Origin of the sequence: Microcoleus sp. PH2017_12_PCY_D_A (assembly GCF_020738565.1) — a bacterium.
In the GTDB taxonomy this organism is placed as follows: domain Bacteria; phylum Cyanobacteriota; class Cyanobacteriia; order Cyanobacteriales; family Microcoleaceae; genus Microcoleus.
Genome location: NZ_JAEQCI010000081.1, coordinates 22,779 through 43,364, shown reverse-complemented (window position 1 = coordinate 43,364; position 20,586 = coordinate 22,779). Strand labels below are relative to the sequence as shown.

General features: G+C 46.1%; 12 protein-coding genes. 2 read left to right on the top strand and 10 right to left on the bottom strand.

The window, feature by feature from the left end; translation table 11 throughout:
* Nucleotides 1–146: 146 nt before the first annotated feature.
* Together JGK39_RS22585 and JGK39_RS22580 are read right to left on the bottom strand one after the other, a co-directional pair.
* On the bottom strand, nt 147–683 hold the full coding sequence (locus JGK39_RS22585) for a DUF2231 domain-containing protein (RefSeq protein WP_293257907.1): 537 nt from the start codon (nt 681–683) through the stop codon (nt 147–149).
* Nucleotides 684–732: 49 nt separating this feature from the next.
* Nucleotides 733–1,011: a hypothetical protein gene (locus JGK39_RS22580; protein ID WP_293257905.1), complete on the bottom strand. Its 279-nt coding sequence runs from the start codon at nt 1,009–1,011 to the stop codon at nt 733–735.
* 212 nt (nt 1,012–1,223) lie between these two features.
* Between JGK39_RS22580 and JGK39_RS22575 the strand changes: the two genes are divergently transcribed.
* Nucleotides 1,224–2,402 carry an FAD-binding oxidoreductase gene (locus JGK39_RS22575; RefSeq protein WP_293257982.1) on the top strand — a complete coding sequence of 393 codons (1,179 nt, stop codon included), beginning with the start codon at nt 1,224–1,226 and terminating at the stop codon, nt 2,400–2,402.
* A 432-nt stretch (nt 2,403–2,834) separates the two neighbouring features.
* On the opposite strand, the gene JGK39_RS22570 is transcribed toward JGK39_RS22575, so the two are convergent.
* From JGK39_RS22570 to JGK39_RS22535, 8 genes are all read right to left on the bottom strand, one after another.
* The gene (locus JGK39_RS22570; protein ID WP_293257903.1) at nt 2,835–3,956 is read right to left on the bottom strand and encodes an ATP-binding protein; all 1,122 of its coding nucleotides are present in this window, start codon (nt 3,954–3,956) and stop codon (nt 2,835–2,837) included.
* Nucleotides 3,957–3,960: 4 nt separating this feature from the next.
* Nucleotides 3,961–7,332 (bottom strand): PAS domain S-box protein, encoded by a 3,372-nt coding sequence (locus JGK39_RS22565; RefSeq protein ID WP_293297777.1) that lies wholly within the window; start codon nt 7,330–7,332, stop codon nt 3,961–3,963.
* 265 nt (nt 7,333–7,597) lie between these two features.
* Complete coding sequence (locus JGK39_RS22560) at nt 7,598–10,384, bottom strand: adenylate/guanylate cyclase domain-containing protein (protein ID WP_293257899.1); 2,787 nt, start codon at nt 10,382–10,384, stop codon at nt 7,598–7,600.
* Nucleotides 10,385–10,780: 396 nt separating this feature from the next.
* Entirely contained in the window at nt 10,781–12,331 is a 1,551-nt protein-coding gene (locus JGK39_RS22555) for a PAS domain-containing sensor histidine kinase (RefSeq protein WP_293257897.1), read from the bottom strand.
* Complete coding sequence (locus JGK39_RS22550; protein ID WP_293257895.1) at nt 12,328–12,864, bottom strand: Rab family GTPase; 537 nt, start codon at nt 12,862–12,864, stop codon at nt 12,328–12,330. Before JGK39_RS22550 ends, JGK39_RS22555 begins: the two co-directional genes overlap by 4 nt.
* Nucleotides 12,865–12,866: 2 nt before the next feature.
* Nucleotides 12,867–15,359, bottom strand: coding sequence for an OmpA family protein (locus JGK39_RS22545; protein ID WP_293257893.1), 2,493 nt, complete (start codon nt 15,357–15,359; stop codon nt 12,867–12,869).
* A gap of 43 nt (nt 15,360–15,402) precedes the next feature.
* Nucleotides 15,403–15,741, bottom strand: a complete 339-nt coding sequence (locus JGK39_RS22540; RefSeq protein ID WP_293322403.1) for a hypothetical protein — start codon at nt 15,739–15,741, stop codon at nt 15,403–15,405.
* 6 nt (nt 15,742–15,747) lie between these two features.
* Nucleotides 15,748–16,356 (bottom strand): hypothetical protein, encoded by a 609-nt coding sequence (locus JGK39_RS22535; RefSeq protein WP_293257889.1) that lies wholly within the window; start codon nt 16,354–16,356, stop codon nt 15,748–15,750.
* Nucleotides 16,357–17,928: 1,572 nt separating this feature from the next.
* Between JGK39_RS22535 and alaS the strand changes: the two genes are divergently transcribed.
* Nucleotides 17,929–20,580 (top strand): alanine--tRNA ligase, encoded by a 2,652-nt coding sequence (gene alaS / locus JGK39_RS22530; RefSeq protein WP_293257887.1) that lies wholly within the window; start codon nt 17,929–17,931, stop codon nt 20,578–20,580.
* Nucleotides 20,581–20,586 lie beyond the last annotated feature (6 nt).

The following is a 20,586-nucleotide window of genomic DNA, read 5'->3' as shown; positions in this document are numbered from 1 at the left end:
TTTAGTCCTTGATTATCCACGCATCAAGACGGACTGAAGTCCGCACTACAAACGAAACAATAAAGGTTCGTCCTAAGGACTTTAGTCCTTGATTATCCATGCATCAAGACGGACTGAAGTCCGCACTACAAACGGTTGGAAACCTACTAATTGTGACTGCTAGGGCCGATGACGCCGACTTTGTGGCGAAAACTTAGTTCGCCGCCAAACCAGCCTGTAACGCCCAGCAAGGCTGCAACGACGATGGACAAAGCTAAACCTGTAAAGACGATCGGCTGCGCCGGATTTCCTTGGCGCAACACCAGGTTAATCAGGGAAAGTACCATAGCCGCCACATTCCCGCCCATGTGCAACCAGCCCGCACTGCGATCGCGCACTCTTTTAACTTTGAAAAAATCTAAAAAGCCCGTGATTGCGGCCAAAATCCCCGCACCAAAACCGACACCGATCAGCCACACCGAAGCTCTCGCCCAAAACGGATCGCTTGTCAGCCAATAACCGATATCCGTGCCCGCGGCTCCTACTAAAAAAGCTATCGGAAAGGTGACGATTACGGGGTGAAGGGGATGGCCTGCAACTGAAACTGTACTGGTAATGCCGGCATCGCGATACTCTCTGTCGTCACTTTCGAGAATCGGCGGAACATTGGGAAAGGGCGTACTATTTCTTTGATTTGTTTCCATGATTTCTACCGATAAATTTTGTACAAAACCCGTTTTTATTGGATTGAACTTAATCCCAAATGCGATCGCCATTTTCGTCAACGCGCGCCTGCCGAATTACGTCAGAAATTTCCTCGGCGTCTTTGACGTGGTGCAATGCTTTCTTTTCCCCGTCCGGTTCGTCTACGATGAAATAAGTGGGAACTGTAACTGTATCTCCCGTGATGTCTGGCACGTGGTCAACTGCTAATTGCTGAGCTTTTTCTTCGATGCTTTGCGGTTCGTCGGAAATGCGATCGCCCGGATTGACAGTGCGCTCCATATCTTTACCCGGTTTGTCGATACTCATAAAACCTCTCTGGTGTTCTAATTTTTTGCTGCTTGTAATTGCTACTATTGAACGAAAAATCTCCGGTTGCGAGCATCTCCCGAGGGGTGGAAGTTTCTGTTATGGCGATCGCACCTCAGCTCTTTCTGTAGGTATAGACTTTGGGGCCTGTTCCGAAACAACCTAAGCTAAAATCAAAGCATTCCCGAATCCTTCCCTGTAAATTGCCCATGATGAAAAATTACGACTGGATTGTTATCGGCGGCGGGATTGCGGGTGCAGCGCTGAGTTACGAGCTCGCAAAAAAAGGTTTTGCTGTGCTGCTTTTAGAACGAGATGCTACCATGCAAAATGCTACTCGTTTTAGTTACGGCGGTTTGGCTTATTGGTCGGGTACGACTGATTTAACTCGGCAATTGTGTGCAGAAGGTATCGAACGCCACCGCAATTTATCTGCCCAATTAGATGCTGATACGGAGTTTCGCGAGTTGGATTTGTTGCTGACTATTGATGCAGGAGTCGAACCTGAAAAAGTTGCGGCTAATTACGCGCATTTTGCCATTCCTCCGCAGCTTTTGAGCGTTGCAGAAGCTTGCGAGTTGGAGCCTTTGCTGAACAAAAGTGCGATCGCCGGAGCTCTAACTGTCCGTCACGGTCACATTTCGCCGACTGCCACAAATCAAGCTTATTGTCAAGGGTTTTTGCGGTTGGGAGGAACTCTAGAATTTGCTGAAGTAACTAATTTAATAACAGACAAAAATCGGATTTCGGGAGTCAAGACGGTACAAGAAACTTACGCTTGCGAAAATGTGGTGATTTGTGCTGGAGGTTGGAGTCGGAGTTTGTTGAAGGCGGCGGGTATTTCTGCGGGAGTTTATTTTACTCGCGCCGAGATTTTGGAGACGGCGCCTGTGGATGTCAAACTCAGGACTTTGGTGATGCCCGCACTATTAAAACGTTTTGAATTGGAAGCACAATCGAGTAAAATTGAGGTAGATCACCTTTGGGATGAACCGGGTAAGGAGTTGTTACCGCCGATTTTGGATGCTGGTGCAGTTGGGTTTAATGACGGGAGTTTGCGGATCGGACAATTGTCTCGCACTTTGAGCGATTTGAATGCTAAAGTCGATCGCCAAAGGAGCGAAACGGCAATTCGTGCAGGTATCGGCAAAATTTTGCCTGCTGTGGCAAATTTACCCGCAACTTGGCACGATTGTATTGTGGCATTTAGCGCCGATCGGCTGCCCGTAGTCGGGGAAATAGGCTCTCGCCCTGGATTGCACGTTTTTTCTGGTTTGAGCAATCCTTTGGTTGTTTTACCTGCCTTAGCTGAGCGATTTGCAAATTCGGCTGCGGTAGAAAAAGATTGGGCGATCGAGCTTTTGTCTCCGAATAGATTTGCTGAAAAATGACTAATTTTAACTGTTAGCTTTTAACTGTTAGTGAGGAGGGCGGGTTTGTTTATGTATATTGTTAGTTGGAATTAGAGATGGTTGGCGAACCCGCCCCTAGGGATTCGCTCAGACAAAAATACATCTAAAATATCAAGATTGGTAGGGGCTCCCCTCACCCAAATTCCCATCATCAAATCGCCGGATTCAAAAACCCGCCCCCTCCCATCGCAAATACCCAAAAACCTGTCCTCTCATCAAAATTGGTTGGTTGGGTGGGGGCGGGTTTATTAATATTTTGGATGTTAATTATAGATGGTTGGCGAAGTGAGCCCCTACGGATTCGCTCAGACAAAAATACATCTAGAATATGAAAATTGGTAGATACTATATTTTTGGAGATTACCAATTAATAACCAATGACCTGTTTTGCCAATGACCAATGACTAATGACTACTGACTAAAAAAAGGCAGCGCCACAATAAATGTAGTACCTTTGCCGATCGCACTTTCCACACTTATTGTACCGCCGTGCAGGTCAACTATGTGTTTGACAATGCAGAGTCCCAAACCCGAACCTTTAATCTTTCCGACATTAGCGCCCCGTTCAAACTGCTGAAATAGTTTTTCTTCATATTCCGCTGTCATCCCAATTCCTTCATCTCGAACGCAAAATATTATTTGCTGGTTTTCGCAGCTTAATTCTAAACTAATATTACCGCCATTGGGAGAATATTTTATAGCGTTTGAAAGCAAATTAGTCAGCAAGTGGTGCAGCAGTTTTCCGTCGAGATTGGCGTGCAGCGGCTCTGTTTTGGCGAGGAAAGTTACAAGGTGTTTGTCGGTGACGATCGGTTGCAGTTCTTCTAAAATAGATGTGCAGAACTCTGTCACATTTAGCTGATTTAAATTCAAGGAAAGTTTGCCTGCTTCTGCTTTACTGAGCATTAAAATATCGTCCAGCAATTCACTCATATTGCTGACGGCTTTTTTGATGCGATTGACATTTTTATTTTTTGTTCCTGGCGACATCTGCAAATTGCTATCTTCCAGCATTTCAGCCGAGAGTTGTATGGTAGTTAAAGGAGTGTTTAAATCGTGGTAAGCCATTGAAACAAATCGCGCTCTATTTTCGCTTTTTGCTGCTGCTAATGCCATGATTTTTTGCAGATTAACTGCTTCTTGATGTTTGCTCAGCGCTATCTTGATAGTAGCGTGCAGTTCTCTTTCTTTAAAAGGTTTGAGGAGGTAGCCGTAAGAACCAGTATTTTCGGCTCGCTGCAAAGTTTCGTCGTCAGCATAGGCAGTTGTATAAATAATTGGTATATCTAATTCTTGATGAATTATTGCTGCTGTTGCTATACCATCCATATCACCTTTTATGACTATATCCATTAAAATTAAATCTGGTTTGAGTTCGCCTGCGCGCTGGATGGCATCGGCTCCTGAAGAAACAATATCGGCGATTTGATATCCCAATTTTTGTAATTTTTGAGATAAATTCTTAGCGATTAATAGTTCGTCTTCCACAATTAAAATATAAATCTTTTTAATTGTTTTCTCTGGGAAACTCATGATTTTAGAACCTTTGCGAGTAGATTAACTCGTTAAATACTAAGTGAAAGGCTGTGCCGATTTGTCTTGACATTTCGATGGTTCCTTCTAACTGCTCGGTTAAAGTACAGACAACTTGAAAGCCCATCGAGTTAGTTTTCCTAAAATCTAAGTTTTGAGGAAAACCAATGCCGTTGTCCTTAACGAAAAGGTGGATTTCCCGATCGCCAGTTTGATAGCATTCTACACTAACTGTACCGCTCGCACCGTGAGGAAAAGCGTGTTTCAGGGTATTTGAAACCAATTCATTAGCAATTAAACCGCAGGGAGTAGCGGTCTCAAGATTTAGGGAAATTGGTTCAGCTAATACCTGCAACTGAATGCGGTTGTCACTTATATTGTAAGAGTGAAACAAGTTAGTTACCAAATCTTCTAGATATTCGCCAAAATTAATTTGTGCCCGGTTGGTCGATCTGTACAGTTTCTCGTGAATCAGAGCCATAGAGTACAGGCGGTTCTGACTTTCTTCAAACATTTTGGCTATTTGGGGGTCGGCAACCGTGTTAGATTGCAATTCTAATAGGCTGGCAACTACGCAGAGGTTGTTTTTAACGCGGTGGTGAATCTCTTTGAGCAAAATTTCTTTTTCTTTGAGGGAGTTTTTCAAATTGGCTTCCGCTTGGAAGCGATCGCTCAGTTCAGCTTGCAGTTGCTGGTAAAGTAGAGATTGCTGAATGGCGATCGCCAATTGATTCACCAACTGCTCAAATAAATTCATTTCCCATTCTTGCCACTCCCGGGGCCCATCGCACTGGTGCGCGATCAGCAATCCCCAAACTTCCCCGTGCTGAATAATCGGGACTGCTAGCTTGGCGCTAACTTCAATTTCTTTCATAAACTCCACCATACAAGGTGTAATGGAGAGGTCATCCCGTTCGGAAATTGCACAAATTCGTCCTTGCAAATAAAGCTGATAACATTCGGCAGGAAAAACCTCTCGGCCAAAAAATCTATCCATCAGCCGACTGCATCCTTCTACCACCGCTTCCGCAATGACTCGGCCGCCGCTTTCGGGTAAAATTTGATATACCAAAACTCGAGCGGCTAACAAGACTTGCTGGAGTTCGGCAACGGTAGTGTTAAGAATTTCCTCTAATTGCAAAGACTGGCGGACGCGGCGGGCGATCGCCTCCACCAGCCGTTCTTGCTCGAACTGGTGCCGCCAAGCTATTTCGGCGCATTTAGAATTGCTGATATCGGCCGCGTAACCAATAATTTCGAGGCGAATGCCCTTGCTGTCAACCAATAGTTTAAGTTCCGTCCGCAGCCAGCGGTACATTCCATCTTTATGCAGAAAGCGGTATTCGCAAATGCAATTTTTACCTACTGACAAAGCAGAAAAATTTACTATAAATTGCGGCAGATCTTCAGGGTGAATCCTGTTAGCCCAAAACTTAGAATCTGCTAACACCTCTTGGGGGTCGTAGCCAACGATTGCCTTAACATTATCGCTGATGTAAGTAGTACAAAAATCCCCTGCCGATGCGGCCGTAAAAATTACCGCAGGATTAGAAGCAAGTAAAAATTGCAGGCGTTCTTTTAACTGCTGCAATTCCATTTCTGCCCGCTTGCGGTAACTGATATCTTCGATCGCCGCCATGCTGTAGAGAGGAATGCCCTCGCCGTCGCGAATCAGCGTCACCGTCAAGTTTGCCCACACCAAATCGCCATTTTTCTTAATCAAGCGTTTTTCCATTTGGAAGCGAGGAATATTACCCTCGACTAACTGCTTGAGTAGATCTAAATCTGCTTCTAAATCTTCTGGGTGGGTGACATCAGCGAAACTCATTACCGCCCAATCCTCATCGCTGTAGCCCAACATCTGGCGGTGAGCTTCATTCACCTTGAGCATCCGGCAATCATCGCGCACGCTTGCCAAACCGATCGCAATTGGAGCATCGTCAAACAAGTTGCGAAACTTTTCCTCGCTCTTTTGCAGTGCAGCTTCTGCGTGTTTGCGAGCGGTAATGTCTCGGGCCACCCACATCACTCGATCGACTCCAAAGGGCGAAACACTGGCATCAAACCAGATTAACTTGCCCTCAATTTCCATGCTGTATTCAACTCTATGGGTTTGTCCAGATGCCAAGGTTTGGCGAATGTGGCCCTGGGCAAAATTAGCTTCCGCTTCTGGGAAGATTTCGGCGAGGGTTTTGCCGAGCACTTCAGCCGCCGGTTTGTACAGCAGTTGGGGAGCCGTGGGGGCGATTTTGAGGCAGCGGCCGCTGGCGTCGAAAACCAGCACGATATCCGTCATGCCATTAAAGTGCGCCAGCAGCTCAGCTTCCGAGTTTTGCAGTTTTTCTGCGGTCAATTTACCTGCTAATACGGTCTGTTCGTAGCATTCAGTCCGCTGCTGAACTCTCCGTTCTAACTCTGCATTGAGTTGCTGCAAAGCGATTTCTGCTTGTTTGCGATCGGTGACATCCCTACCCGCAGCTTGATACTCCACAATTTCTCCGTTTTTGTCGAATATCGCCCGATCTATCCACTGCTGAGTGCGAATTTCCCCGCTCGGCAAAATTACTCGGTGTTCGCAAGTAAACACAGGCTTTTGCGGAGACAGAGAAGCATATTGTTCTTGAAAAATTTCTCGGTCTTCCTCTGGGATCAGTGGCATAAAACTGTTACCGAGCAAGTCTTCCGATCCCACGCCGAAATAGTCACAATAAGCTTGATTCACAAATGTGATTTTACTGTCCCTCCGGTAGCGGCAAATTAGTTCGCTCTGGTCTTCCACAATTGCCCGGTAGCGCGCCTCGCTCTGCCGCAGGGCATTTTCGGCATTTTTGCGCACGCTCGCTTGTTTTTCGATTTCTGACTGGCTTGCTAAGAGTTCACACTGTTTTTGCTGAAGTTCGACAACTTCTTGCTGCAACATTTTGACTAGGCTGTAAATTTCTGGGCGAATCCTTTCTTCGGTGACTAAACCTACTGGCTGACCCGATTCATTTACAATTGGCAAACAATCAATAGAGTATTGACAAAATAGCTCAAATGCGGTAAAAATATCTGTAAATTCGGATTCTTTTAATACAATTAAATTCCGCGTCATGGCGTCGGCAACTTGCATTTCTTGCCATCCATATTCGGCGGCTAAGTTCAGCACATCTCCCCGGCTTAGCAGTCCGACTAGCTGATTTTCCTCGACCACTAAGACGCAACTAATCGATGTTTTTCCCGTTTCGTTTGAGTCGGGAAGCGGGCAAGTGTTTGGATCCCGACGCATCAGGGCGATCGCATCTCCGAGCGAAGTTGAGGGCGCAACTGTCACTGTTGGGCGATCGACAAATTCGTGGGGCGATCGTAAATTTACCGACAAATTCGCAAGTTCCATAAATCTTGGTCAAAAAGTATTTCTAATTAACTTTAGCAACACTTTTAGCCACCAGCCAGATAACATATCACTGATGACTGATGACTAATGACTACTGACTGCTGATACTAAATCCGGGTATCATAGCCCCTTTATGATTCGGCGGTTGAAACCGCGTCTATACAAACAAAGTCGGCCTGCACCGACGGTCGAAATAAAGGGGGTTTCAAGCCCGGACTTGGTATGACCACTGTCAACTGTCAACTGTCAACTGTCAACTGTCAACTTATTTTTTCCCAACAAGCAGATAAGTTTTCATTCCCCCTTTACCTTTAACTTCAATAGTTCCCCGCCCTTCAAGAACATATTTGTGTTTCAATAAGTTATAAGTAGTTTCACTGACTTGAATCCGCCAAGGCAAACCATGAGATTCCATGCGGGAAGCGATATTTACCGTATCGCCCCACAAATCGTAAATAAACTTTTTGATGCCAATTACTCCGGCAACAACCGGGCCGCTGTGGATGCCGATGCGGATGCTAAAATATTTCTTATTCTGACCATTAAACCGAGCTATCTCTCTTTGCATATCCAGAGCCATTTGGGCGATCGCCTCTGCATGGTCTGCCCGAGGGTAGGGCAGCCCTCCTACCGCCATGTATGCGTCCCCGATTGTCTTGATTTTCTCTAAGCCGTGCTGCTCGCACAACAAGTCGAATCCTGAGAAAATCTTATTCAAGAGCTCCACGAGGTCGATGGGATTCATGACAGAAGACAAAGCAGTAAACCCCACAATGTCTGCAAACAAAACAGTCACTTCCGGAAAGTATTCAGCAATAGTAGTTTCGTTTTGTTTGAGCCGTTCTGCTATTGGGTTCGGCAAGATATTTAACAGCAGCTTTTCCGATTTTTCTTGTTCTTCCCGCAGGGCATCTTCTGCTTGCTTGCGTTCCGTAATGTCGTGGTAACTCCAGACTCTACCGATAATTTTATCTCCCAGCCGCTGCGGTTCCGAATGGCGTTCAAAAAATCTGCCGTCTTGAAATTCCAACAAATCGAAACTTTCGGCTTCTGGGTGGTCGTAAAGCGATTCTATTCTCTCTTGGAATGCTTGCGGGTCTTTCAGTTGGTTCTGCACAAAGGCGATCGTTGTTGCGTCGTCTCGCAGCGCCATCACGTCGCTAGGTACGCCCCACATTTCCACAAATTCGCGATTGAAAGTAACTATTTTTCCGCTCCTGTCAATAGCTAAAATACCGTCAGCAGTAGAATCAAAAGTTGCTTGCAGCAAGGACGCAGATTTTGCTAGAGCATCTTCCGCCATCTTGCGAGCAGTAATGTCTCGCAAAATAGCGCGAATCGCCACTAACGAACCTTCCAAAAACTTACAGTTTATGCTACCTTCCAGCAAAATTTGTTCGTGATTCTTAGTAATAAATATTACTTGAATAGAGTGAGGATAAAATGTATTTTCATTAACAGTTTTTTTCGTAAAAGCTTGATATAATATATCCATCGACTCTGGGGAACTGTTGGGATGAATGATCTCAAAAACAGTCAGTTGAGCAATTTCGGCTTCGCTGTAGCCCAGAGTTTCCCGCCAAGCCCGATTTACATACAAAAAATGACCGTCGGATCCAATACTTTGAATTAAATCAGTAGCATTTTCAAATAAGTCTCGTAATTGTTCTTCGCTTTCCCGCAAAGCTATTTCCGCTTGCTTGCGCTTGAGAAATTGACCGAGTTGGCTGCCGATTGTTGCCATTGTCTGGAGCAATTCTTCATCAAAACACTGCACTTCGCGACTAAAAAAAGTCATCACCCCCAACACAGACTTTTCAGAATTTTCCTGCTCGTAGTCGCCCAAAATTGGGAAGCCAAAAGCTCCGTGCAGTCCTTCTTCTGCGGCGATTTCTCGGCGCAGACAACTGTCGCTTTCTGTGACATCTGCAATCCACTGAGACGAACCGCTGGCCCAAACGAGACCGGGCAATCCTTCCCCGAATCCACAGGTCATTTGTTCGGCAAATTCGGCAAATTTGGGGATGGAAACTGAGCCTTTTGTCCAACTGGCGACACACCTGAGCGAATTGGGGTCGGAAACCGCAGTTATTCTCTTATTTCCTGACAGCAATTTTTCCTCAGCTTCCGGCATCCAAAGTTCGGCAGTATCCCATCCCAAACTGTCGCAAATTGCGGGGAGAATTGCTTCTAGAGCTTTTTTGATTGTTTCGGATGTAGAGAGGATGTGAGTGGTGACGTACTGAGCTACTTTTCGCTTGCGGGCTCGCTGTCTGTATGTCATGTCGCGGCCGATGTACACAAAATCTTGGAGGGCCGCAGAATTTGCAGAAATACTTTTCATGTCACTTGGAATCGCCGTACAGGAAAAGGAAACTGTGAGCTTTTCTCCGGTTTTTGCCGTGCAAATTACTTCGGTGTTAGTTTGAGATAGTTGAGGCGGCTCTTGGCTGACTGCTTGTAAAGATGCGCCCTCAGCAGCCAGGGCGTCTATTTGCTGACCTACTAATTCTGATTCGCTGTAACCGAACAAATCTTGAGCCGCTTGATTGACTTTTTTAATTTTTCCCGAAGCCGTTGTTACCAACAAAACTTCGGCCATGGAAGTAATAATTTTTTCAACATAATTATTAGTAGCCGCTAAGGTACTCAATAAAATATTCATTTCATTGGTAGCCTGGACTAGAGTTTGTTCCAAACCCATCCTGTCAGTTACGTCTTCAAAAAATACAATTAATCTCCTATCGTTATCGTCATTGCTGAACTCGACGATATACATATCAAAATAAAGCCGCGAGCCATTTTCTAATACCCGCGTCATTGCTTTTAATTCAAAATTTGGCAACCGCCCTTCAAAAATATCGATTAAAATTTCTTCAGTTCCCAGCAATTCGGGAAAGGGAATGCGCGCATCGTTTCCGGCCGCTACTTCCTCGGGACAGTCGGCAAACCGCTGCACATTGAGAGATGTCTCTTCGATAAGAAAGTCTCGATCCAGTGCTAGGTACTCCAAGTGGTGGGGAACCAACAGTTTTTTTAACAGGGTTGTCATGTTGGATTTTGTAATAGTGAACGCGCCCTCTGTTCGTGATAGTCATTAGTCATTGGTCATTAGTCATTGGTCATTAGTCATTGGTCATTAGTCATTGGTCATTAGTCATTGGTCGATTTGAGATTTTTCGATTTGAGATTTACTTCACAGATGAATCTGGCAGCGCGAACTTTTGTCTAAAATTTTTGGCTCGACCAGCCAAGCTCGCGGACGTGGCACGGTACCCATTTTTGGGCGGGGTCATTCCCAAATCGAAAAATGGAAAATCGAAAAATGGAAAATCGTATTATAGCGGTTCTCAAGCATAGTGAGGTATGCTTGCGTGCCCACGGAGGCCTATGCCCACGGAGGCCTATGCCCTATGCCCAATTCCCCATTCCCCATTCCCAAATGGTATTACCTCTGTTTTTCAAATGGAATTGTGACTACAAAGGTAGTGCCTAACCCTGTATCGCTGGAAAATTCGATTTGACCTCCGTGCAAGTCTACACACTGCTTGACTATGGATAAACCCAGTCCTGTACCGGGTACTTTTCCGACATTTTGGGCCCGGTAATAAGATTCAAACAGTTGTTCTTGGTCTTCTATAGGAATGCCAATGCCCGCATCTTTTATTTTAAATATAGCTTCTTCATGACGACAATTTAATTGAAAATCAATATAGCTGTCGATCGGCGAATATTTGACAGCATTTGACAGCAAATTTGTCAAGATGTGCCGCAGCAATTTGGCATCCAGTGCGGGCCAGTGTTCTGTTTCCTCCGACTCCCGAGCGGTTTTTTTCGCCTGCGGAATAGCTTTTCGGCAATTAAAGTTAATTCTATGATTTTTTCCGTAACTAATTTTAATTGATTCTACTAACTCGCTGCAAAATTTTCGCAAGTCAAGTGGTGCGGGATTGAATTGGAGTTTTCCAGCTTCGGCGCTGCTGAGCAACCGCACGTCATCTAATAGCTGAGCCATGTGTTTAGATGCTGATTTAACGTGTTCGAGGTATTCTTGTTTTTCCGCTTGGGTGATTTCGTCGCCGTATTCTTTGAGGATTTGAGTAGCAAATAATACTGTATTTAAAGGATTGCCGAATTCGTGAGCAAGCATTGAGAAAAAACGAGATTTTAGTTGTCTGAGTTCTTGCTCTTTTACCAAACATCGGCGAATTTCCATGTCTTTTTGCTTGCGTTCTGTGATGTCCCTGCCGATATAGATGAAATCATAAAGTCCGTCTAATTCTGTCTGAATTGCCGAACAGGAAAATTCTACCCAAATTTCTTCTCCCGACTTAGTAGTGCAGGCTACTTCCAATTCTCTTAGCAGCTCTTTTTGAGACAAAATATAGCGGTGGCGACCTTGGTAAAGCAATGTTTCTTCGACTACTATGAGTGAGAGGGGCTGGTCGATCAATTCTGCTTCGCTGTACCCAAACAACCATTGTGCCGATTGATTGACTGTTTTGATAATTCCTAATGTTGTTGTCACCAACAAAGCATCGCCCATGGAGCGAATAACTTTATCTATATAATCTTTTGAAGCGGCTAAGGCGCTCAGTAAAAGATTAGCTTCATTCGCCCTCTGAATCAAGGATTGCTTCATCACCATTTTTTCGGTGGTATCTTCAATCAAAATTAGCAAATTACTTGCCATATCTTGTTCGTTTTCATGTTCTATAGCCAACAGATCGAAGTATAAAGGGCGGTTGTTGTCGGTAAATCGAGCGATACCTTTGAGTTCAAAACTCGGCCGCCTTCCCATCACGATCGACATGAGGATATTTTCAATGCCAATCAGTTCGGGAAAACTGATGCGAGCATCTGTACCGAGGAGCGCGTCGCCTGGAGTATCGGCATAATTCTGCACTTCGGCGGAGGTTTCTTGAATGATGAAATTGTGATTTACTACCAGATACTCTGTTTGTCGCGGGCCCAGGAGCTTTCTAAAAAGGGGGTTCATACTGCTTCTACCATTGTGTAAGCTAGTTTGTGGAAAATTTCGTCAACGTCTTTGCCTGTTTTAGCCGATGTAGTGTAAACTGCTATTACTTTGTCTTGACCGATCGCATGGGAGATTTCCACTAGCAGTGCCAATTTTTCTTCGTCAATTAAGTCTACTTTGTTCAGGGCGACAATAATTGACCCTTTGGGATTGACTGAAGAAAACAGCTTAACGTGTTCGGAGATTCGCTCGACTGTTTCGGAGCGGCTGACATCGGCAACGATTAAAACGCCGCTAGCTCCTTGCAAGTAAGTCGGTGCGATTCCTTTGAATTTTGTATGTCCTTCTAAGTCCCAAATCAGCAACTGTGCTGTGACACCTTCCTGGTGTTTGGTGTTTTCTAATGGGATACTTTTACGGGAAATTTTGACTCCGACGGTGGAGAGGTACTCGTCGCTGAATTGCCGATCGACAAAACGGCGGATCAAACTGGTTTTACCGACGCCAAAGTCGCCGATCATGCACATTTTTTTAGATATAGTAACTGACATAATTATTTGCTGTTTATGGTCTTAGTTATTGGTTCAAATAGCACGCATCTGCTTAAAAGTAGCGGTTGATTGGGTTCCACGCCGGGGGGAGGATTTTGACTGCCAACCGCAAGGAGGCGCTTCGGATCGGCACCTTGCCGCACCAAAGCATCTCGCACTGCTGCGGCACGCTGGAGCGACAACCGTTGATTTGTGACAAGTTCCCCTGTGCGATCGCTGTGTCCAATTATCTTAATATGTTTTTGAGGATATTGATCCATGAAACTTTTGACACTGGCGATGATTGCTTCTGATGTTGAGTCTAATGTTGTCGTTCCTTGGTCGAAGTAGATGCGGGTGGCAATTTTGAGCGGATCTAGTTTAACAGTGCTGACGACTGACTCAACGCCGGGAATTTGCTTCAGGGACTGAGCAATTTTCTCGGCGTCTGCACCGTCGGTGACTGTCCCCTCTACTGTAACTTTGCGATCGCCATACCGACTAGAAATAGAAACGCCCGACAAGCGGTTCAAAACAGCGGTGATCCGCTGCACCTCGGCCGCCGTCAAAACTGGATCTGGGGGGACATCTACAGCTACAATTTTATTATCTAATTGCAATGAAGGTGCAGTTGATGCGGCTATTTTTTCAGCTTTTGTCCGCAATTCTTGATTGGGCAACTTTCCGGTTAGCTTTAATGTTTTGCCATCGACATCAACATCTAAGCGGTAAACTGCTAATTCGGGAGTCGAGGCTAAGGCTGCGAAGGCATTTGCTTCGAGGCGGCGGTCGATGCTGCTGCGGTACTGATAAATTCCCCAAGGTACTAAGATTAAGCTGAGGGCGGCTAAACCGATACCGACTATGGCGATCGGGGGTTTGGTTGATTTTTCCCTTTGCAGCGGCTCGAATAAATTTTGGATGAACGGGTGCAGCGAGTCGGGTATAGTACCGGGATCGCCGTTAAACTCGTGAATTAATTTAGCGTAATTAAGGATCAGATTACTAACTGTTTGCCGCAGTTTGTTGATGAACGACTGTGGCGGTTCTCCTTTAATCACGACTGCCATGTAGCAGTATCCGGCTACTTCTAGCATGATTTTGGAGTCGCCGTATTCAATTTGATTTAGTTCCGAAATTTCTCCGGGCTGAACGATGCACTCGTTCACAAAGCTGCGAATAGCTGTGAGCATTCCTGCTACCATTTCTGATTCTAACTGGTAGGTTTCTGAGTTTTGAACTTCGGAAATTACCAAGCCTGATGCTTTGTGAATTAAGAATGCTGCTTGGACGGTAAAATGTATTGATTCTCTGAGGATTAATTCAGCTTCGGAGACTCCTTGTACTTGGGAGCGAATTTTGCGCCCTACTCCTTCCATGCTTAAGCTATTTGAGACTTTTTCATTGATAGTTTTAATAGCTTCTGCCATGTATTTAGAGATCGTACTGCCAATGACGGGATAGAGAGCATCCACCATAGAGTCGCGTTCGAGGGCGATTTGGGCTGTAATGGCTTTGCCCATTTCCGGGGCGAGGGCTTGGGCGATCGACTCTTGATCGAGGCGAATTTGCTCTTTAATAGCCAAACCCATTTCTGGGGCGATCGCCCGAGCAATATCCGCTGGCGAATTTTCTATTTGTTGAGCAAGTGCGTCGGGCAGCAACTCACCTATCGCCGAACTCATTGCTTGCCTGTTTTCCACAGTTTTAGCCCTAATCACTTCGTCAATAATTGGGACTATCGCATTAACAACTTCTTCTCTGGAATCGGCAATTTTGCGGCTGAGAATTTCTGCTATCCAAGGCAGCATTAGGGCGATCAGCTCTTGTGGATCGTAGATTTGGTGTTCCAGTTTTTCTAATTTAGAGTCGATGCTTGCTAGCAGATTGCACACCCCCGGCAAATCAGTTTCTGCTAGGAGATTTTTGAGTTGCTCGATATCTGACATTTGCGAGCCAAAAATCAGATTTTGCAGCCTTCCCATGGCGCTGTCGGCTTCATTGAATTCTTGTTTAATATCGCCTATGATTTCCGATCGCTGCGATAGTGGTATCGGCTGTTCTTGCGACTCTCGCTTCGGTTCAATTGATGCCACACTTGCATCTGCATATATTTTTTGGGATGGCTGCGAAAGTCCGGACACTGAGGAATTCGGAGCGGTGGCTGCGGGTGGTGCCAGAGTTTGGGGAATGGGCGAATTCTCTAAAGCGGTGTCAGAATCCTGGGATTTTTCGCCCTGTACGTGCTGGGGAGAATCAGAAATTGTCAAGGGCAATTCTTGTAGCGGCGGCGATTCTCTCTCCAAATCGGAAACATCTGCGGAAACATCTATAGTTTTAGCTGAGGAATAGTTTCTTTCCAGTTCAGAAGTGTTGAGTTTGTGAGTAGCAAACAGCCAACTTTTGGACTCGCCTGCAACAGCCGGGGAAGCAGTAGAATCCGGTTTGCGAGAGCCAGTTTCTGACGCGGCTGCAATGGACTCTGGCTGTGCGGAGGAAATACCTAACAAATCCATCAACCCGCCGAGGGCCCCAGCTTGACCGTTTTTGTCGCTGCTGTCAGCTTCGGGCTCGGGATTTTGCTGCGGTGAAATTTCTGTCGCTGCTGTCAGCTTCGGGCTCGGGATTTTGCTGCGGTGAAATTTCCTCTGGCTGTGGGGAGGAAATACCTAACAAATCGATCGACCCGCCGAGGGTCCCAGCTTGACCGTTTTTGCCACTGCTGTCAGCTTCGGGCTCGGGATTTTGCTGCTTTGAACCAGCAATAATTTTGAGATCGAATAACAGATTCAGCAAGGGGTCTAGCTGGGTTGCTGCCGAGGCAGCAGGCTCGTCAGGTTTAGAAACAAAACCCTCTAGCTGATTTTCAACTTCCGGATTTTCTTTCGGTAAAGCCATGCGTTATTATCCGTGATGGTGGCGCTCCGGCAACAAAAATTCGTTATTTGACTTATTATCAGCAACGCCTTTAAGTTCGGGCACAAATTCTGTTCCTTTGAGCCTCATGCCTAGTTCAAACAGAATTTCTGCCATGTCATCTCTGGAAACTTTAACATCCCTGAGCATGGAAAAGCGCCGGTCGAGTTCTTCAAAAACCTGTGTTTTCAAAGTCCGGGTTTCTTCGGAGAGTCGCTCTCTGGTTTGGGAGAGTTCGTCGCGAATGGAACTGGTTTGATTGTCTATCGCCTCGTCGAGGGCTTCGATGGTGCTGGAGCATTTGCGGTTAACGCGATCGATTTGCTGTCGGAGATCGGCGGTTTCTTCTTGCGTATTTAAGGTGAGCGATTTAACTTTCTTTTCTAACGAATCAACTGCCGCCCTCATTTCTGCGGACAGAACTGTTTTCACCTGTTCGATGCGAGCCTGCATATCTTGCTGCATCATCGACAAGTCGGAATCTATTTTGTCGAAACGATTGTCGTATTCTCTAAGCTGTGCCCCGAAAATTATATCGCGAATCTGGTCAATATTTCCCAGCCGTTCGCGCATTTCTTCTTTGGTTATTTCGGCCATGATTTTACCTCGAATCTCCTAAAATTGTGAGTTTAAGAACTGTACTATATTTTTTGTTAAACTGCTAGTCGAACGGTTTGAGCAGGGTCAAAAGACGTGCTGCTGACTTTTACTGTTATTGGTGACAGTTGTCAGAGACAGGGGCTTTTTGACTGGGGACAGCTCGACTTTTAGATACTCCCACCCCTGCGGCAGGGATGAGATGATTGAGAAGTTTAACTCTAAATTTCCTGAAATTCAGGTTGTTGGAGGCAATCATCGGAGCTACAACCAGGCTCCGGAAAATAGCGGTTTGCTATCCTTGCCTTGCAGCAAGCTCCTCAATTGTAGGCTATCACCCAGATAGCGAGGTAGGTTTTAATATCTTGCACAGACTTTTCAATGATATCGCATCTTTGACCTTGCCTAGTGCCACAGCGCCGGGGCCGCGGCAAAAAGCGGGCGGGGACGATCGCTCGCTATGTATAAGATATAACTCAAAAGCTCGATCGATCGCTGTTTCACAGGACTCCGAGCCGGATAGCACGAATAGAGCCAGACGCTCGAAGTGAGTTTTGCAAGCGAGCGAGACAGCACTATAAGAGCTGGCGCACAGATGCTTGCATCGGGATTCTTCCCTCTGTCCCCCTCTTCCCCTATAAAAAAGCGTAGGGCCCGATCGACAGCGACCAGACCCAATAATATAAGAATCTTTGATTTTCTAACAAACGAGATGTGTTTCCGGTAGAGAACAATATGCTTACTAGGGTTTACAACTTGTGCAGCTTTACTTTTAATCCGCAAACACAATAAGTCTGACTCGACTGCGGTTTGGCTTGACTGCGCGATCGGCAGTTTTGCCACTATTCCAAGTTGTGTTTGGTTAATTTCTGCCGCGCCTGGGAATCTAGACCGGAGACACCATGTCTATATCCTTGAACTTTGCTTGTGACGCTCCTACATCAATTGCAAGCAATATGTTGTAGGCATCTGAGTCCTGTTAAGGATATCTAGATCTTCCTTCGAGATACTCCAAAATGTTTCTCTCTACGGCGTTTTATAGTGAGGAACACGTCCAGCCCCACTGTCTTTCCAATATATCAAGGATTGTTTGTTCAAGCTGTGAAGATTTCCCTGTCCTACGGAATCGGTCAACCTTCCATTTTTCACAAACCTGGCTTTCATCCCACCCCAAATTAAAAATTATCGAGAGGGGGTTCCCGCTGAACGGGCTAAATATAGCGACCTCCTGTTTCTTTCTGTCCCGGTGTCTATTGTTAAGTTAGCACGACCTTTGGGAGGAGTAAAGCACAATTTGTAAAACTTGATAGGTCTTTACATTACTAAGTATAATGATATAAATATCCACATAGATGTAAGTTCTATTGCAATACGCTTGGGCTAAGCCCGATCCCCCCTTAGCTTGCCCCCTACTCCCCCTTAAAAAGGGGGGGACAAGAGTTTTCTCAAAGTCAACCCCTACTCCCCTTTTTAAGGGGGATGCGAGGGGGATCTCCGGGCAATAAACACTATTAACTGAAGCGTATTGAGTTCTATTGCTGCTACATCTTTACATACTTAACAGTTTTTGTCATGTCTATTACTCCTAAGTCTCTGGGCGGCAGTCAAATCCGCCAAACATTCCTCGACTTTTACGCCCAGCGGGGACACAAAATCCTGCCGAGTGCTTCTTTGGTGCCGGAAGATCCGACAGTGTTGCTGACGATCGCCGGAATGCTACAATTTAAGCCGATATTTCTCGGACAGCGCACCGCCGAATCACCGCGCGCCACGACTTCGCAAAAGTGCATCCGCACCAACGACATCGAAAACGTCGGCCGCACCGCCCGCCACCACACGTTTTTTGAGATGTTGGGGAACTTCAGTTTCGGGGATTATTTCAAGAAACAGGCAATTGCTTGGGCTTGGGAACTTTCTACGGAGGTTTTCGGTTTACCAGCGTCCAATTTAGTTGTTAGCGTTTTCCGCGAAGATGACGAAGCTTTTGCGATTTGGCGCGATGAAATTGGCATTCCGGGCGATCGAATTCAGCGCATGGGAGAAGCAGACAATTTCTGGCAATCAGGCCCCACAGGCCCCTGCGGCCCTTGTTCCGAGATTTATTACGATTTCCACCCAGAAAGAGGCGACAATATTGACCTCGAAGATGATAGCAGGTTTATTGAATTCTACAACCTGGTTTTCATGCAGTACAATAAAGATGCAGAGGGCAATTTAACACCGCTGCAAAATCAAAATATTGATACTGGGATGGGATTGGAACGGATGGCGCAAATCCTCCAGAAAGTCCCTAACAATTACGAAACAGATTTGATTTTTCCGATCGTTCAATCGGCGGCGGAAATTGCCGGAATTGATTACCACAATAGCGATGAAAATGTCAAGGTTTCGCTGAAAGTAATTGGCGACCACATTCGGGCTGTGGTACACATGATTGCAGACGAAATTCGCGCGTCAAATGTGGGGCGCGGTTACATTTTGCGCCGGTTGATCCGCCGGGTGGTGCGCCACGGGCGGCTGATTGGAATTCAGGGCGAGTTTACGGTGCGGGTGGCTGAAAGTGCGATCGCCCTTTCGGAAGCTGCTTATCCGAACGTGCGATCGCGGGAAGCTCAAATTAAGGCAGAATTGGCAAGGGAAGAGGCGCAGTTTCTCAAGACTTTGGAACGGGGAGAGAAGCTGCTTGAGGAAATTGTCGATCGCACAAAACAGCAAGCAAACCCACAAATCAGCGGTCAAGATGCTTTCACCCTTTACGATACCTACGGTTTCCCCTTAGAACTGACACAAGAAATTGCTGAAGAACAGGGAATTACTGTCGATTTGGACGGCTTTGAAGCGGCGATGAAGGAACAGCAAACTCGCGCTAAAGATGCTCGCCAAACAATCGATTTAACCGTGCAGGGTTCTTTGGATAAGTTGGCTGAAACAATTGACGGAACAGAGTTTGTCGGCTATGACGAACAGTCGATTTTAGCTCAGGTTGAGGTGCTATTGGTAGACGGCAAATCTGTAGAATCAGCCGCAGCGGGAACTGAGGTACAAGTTGTGTTGAACCAAACTCCGTTTTATGCAGAATCCGGCGGACAACTTGGGGATAAAGGTTATTTGAAAACAGGAGAAAATGGTGATGGTTTGTTGGTGAGAGTTGATGATGTGAAGAAAGAGTCGGATTTCTTCGTGCATTTCGGCTTTGTAGAACGGGGAACGCTGAAAGTTGGGGATAGTCTGACTGCAAAAATTGACAATAGCGGCCGCCGCCGAATTCAAGCCAACCACACAGCAACTCACTTATTACAGTCAGCTTTGCGGGAAATTGTGGATGGTTCAATTTCGCAAGCGGGTTCCCTGGTATCGTCGGACAGATTGCGGTTTGATTTCAATTCTCCGCGCGCTGTGACAGCAGAAGAGTTGGAGAAAATTGAGGATTTAGTTAATAGTTGGATTGCTGAGGCTCACGCTGCGGAAGTTGCAGAAATGCCGATCGCCCAAGCCAGAGAAAAAGGCGCCACAGCCATGTTTGGCGAGAAGTACGGCGACATCGTGCGGGTAATCGATTTTCCCGGGGTTTCGATGGAATTGTGCGGGGGGACTCACGTCAGCAATACGGCTGAAATCGGGCTGTTTAAGATTGTTTCCGAAGCGGGGGTTGCGGCTGGTACTCGCCGGATTGAGGCGGTTTCGGGCCAGGCTGTTTTGGATTATTTGAACGTGCGAGACAGGGTTGTGCGCGATTTGGGCGATCGATTTAAGGCGAAGCCGGAAGAGTTACCCAACCGGATTACTAATTTGCAGAATGAGTTGAAGGATACTCAGAAGCAGTTGGCGGCTGTGAAGTCCGAATTGGCGATCGCAAAATCTGACCAGTTGTTAAATGCGGCTGAGGATCTCGGCGAATTCAAAATCATTGTAGCTCAATTAGGAGATGTGGATGCAGAAGCGCTGAAAACTGCGGCCGAAAGATTGCAGCAAAAATTAGGAAATGCTGCGGTTGTTTTGGCATCAATTCCTGAACCGGATAAGGTAAGTTTGGTGGCTGCTTTTAGTCCAGAAGTCAATAAGAAAGGATTGCAAGCTGGCAAGTTTATCGGGGGAATTGCTCAAATTTGCGGCGGAAAAGGCGGCGGGCGGCCGAATTTGGCGCAGGCTGGAGGACGCGATGCTAGTAAGTTGCAGGAAGCGTTGGAAAGTGCTCGCAATCTGTTGGTTGAAGGGTTGGGTTAGTCTGGG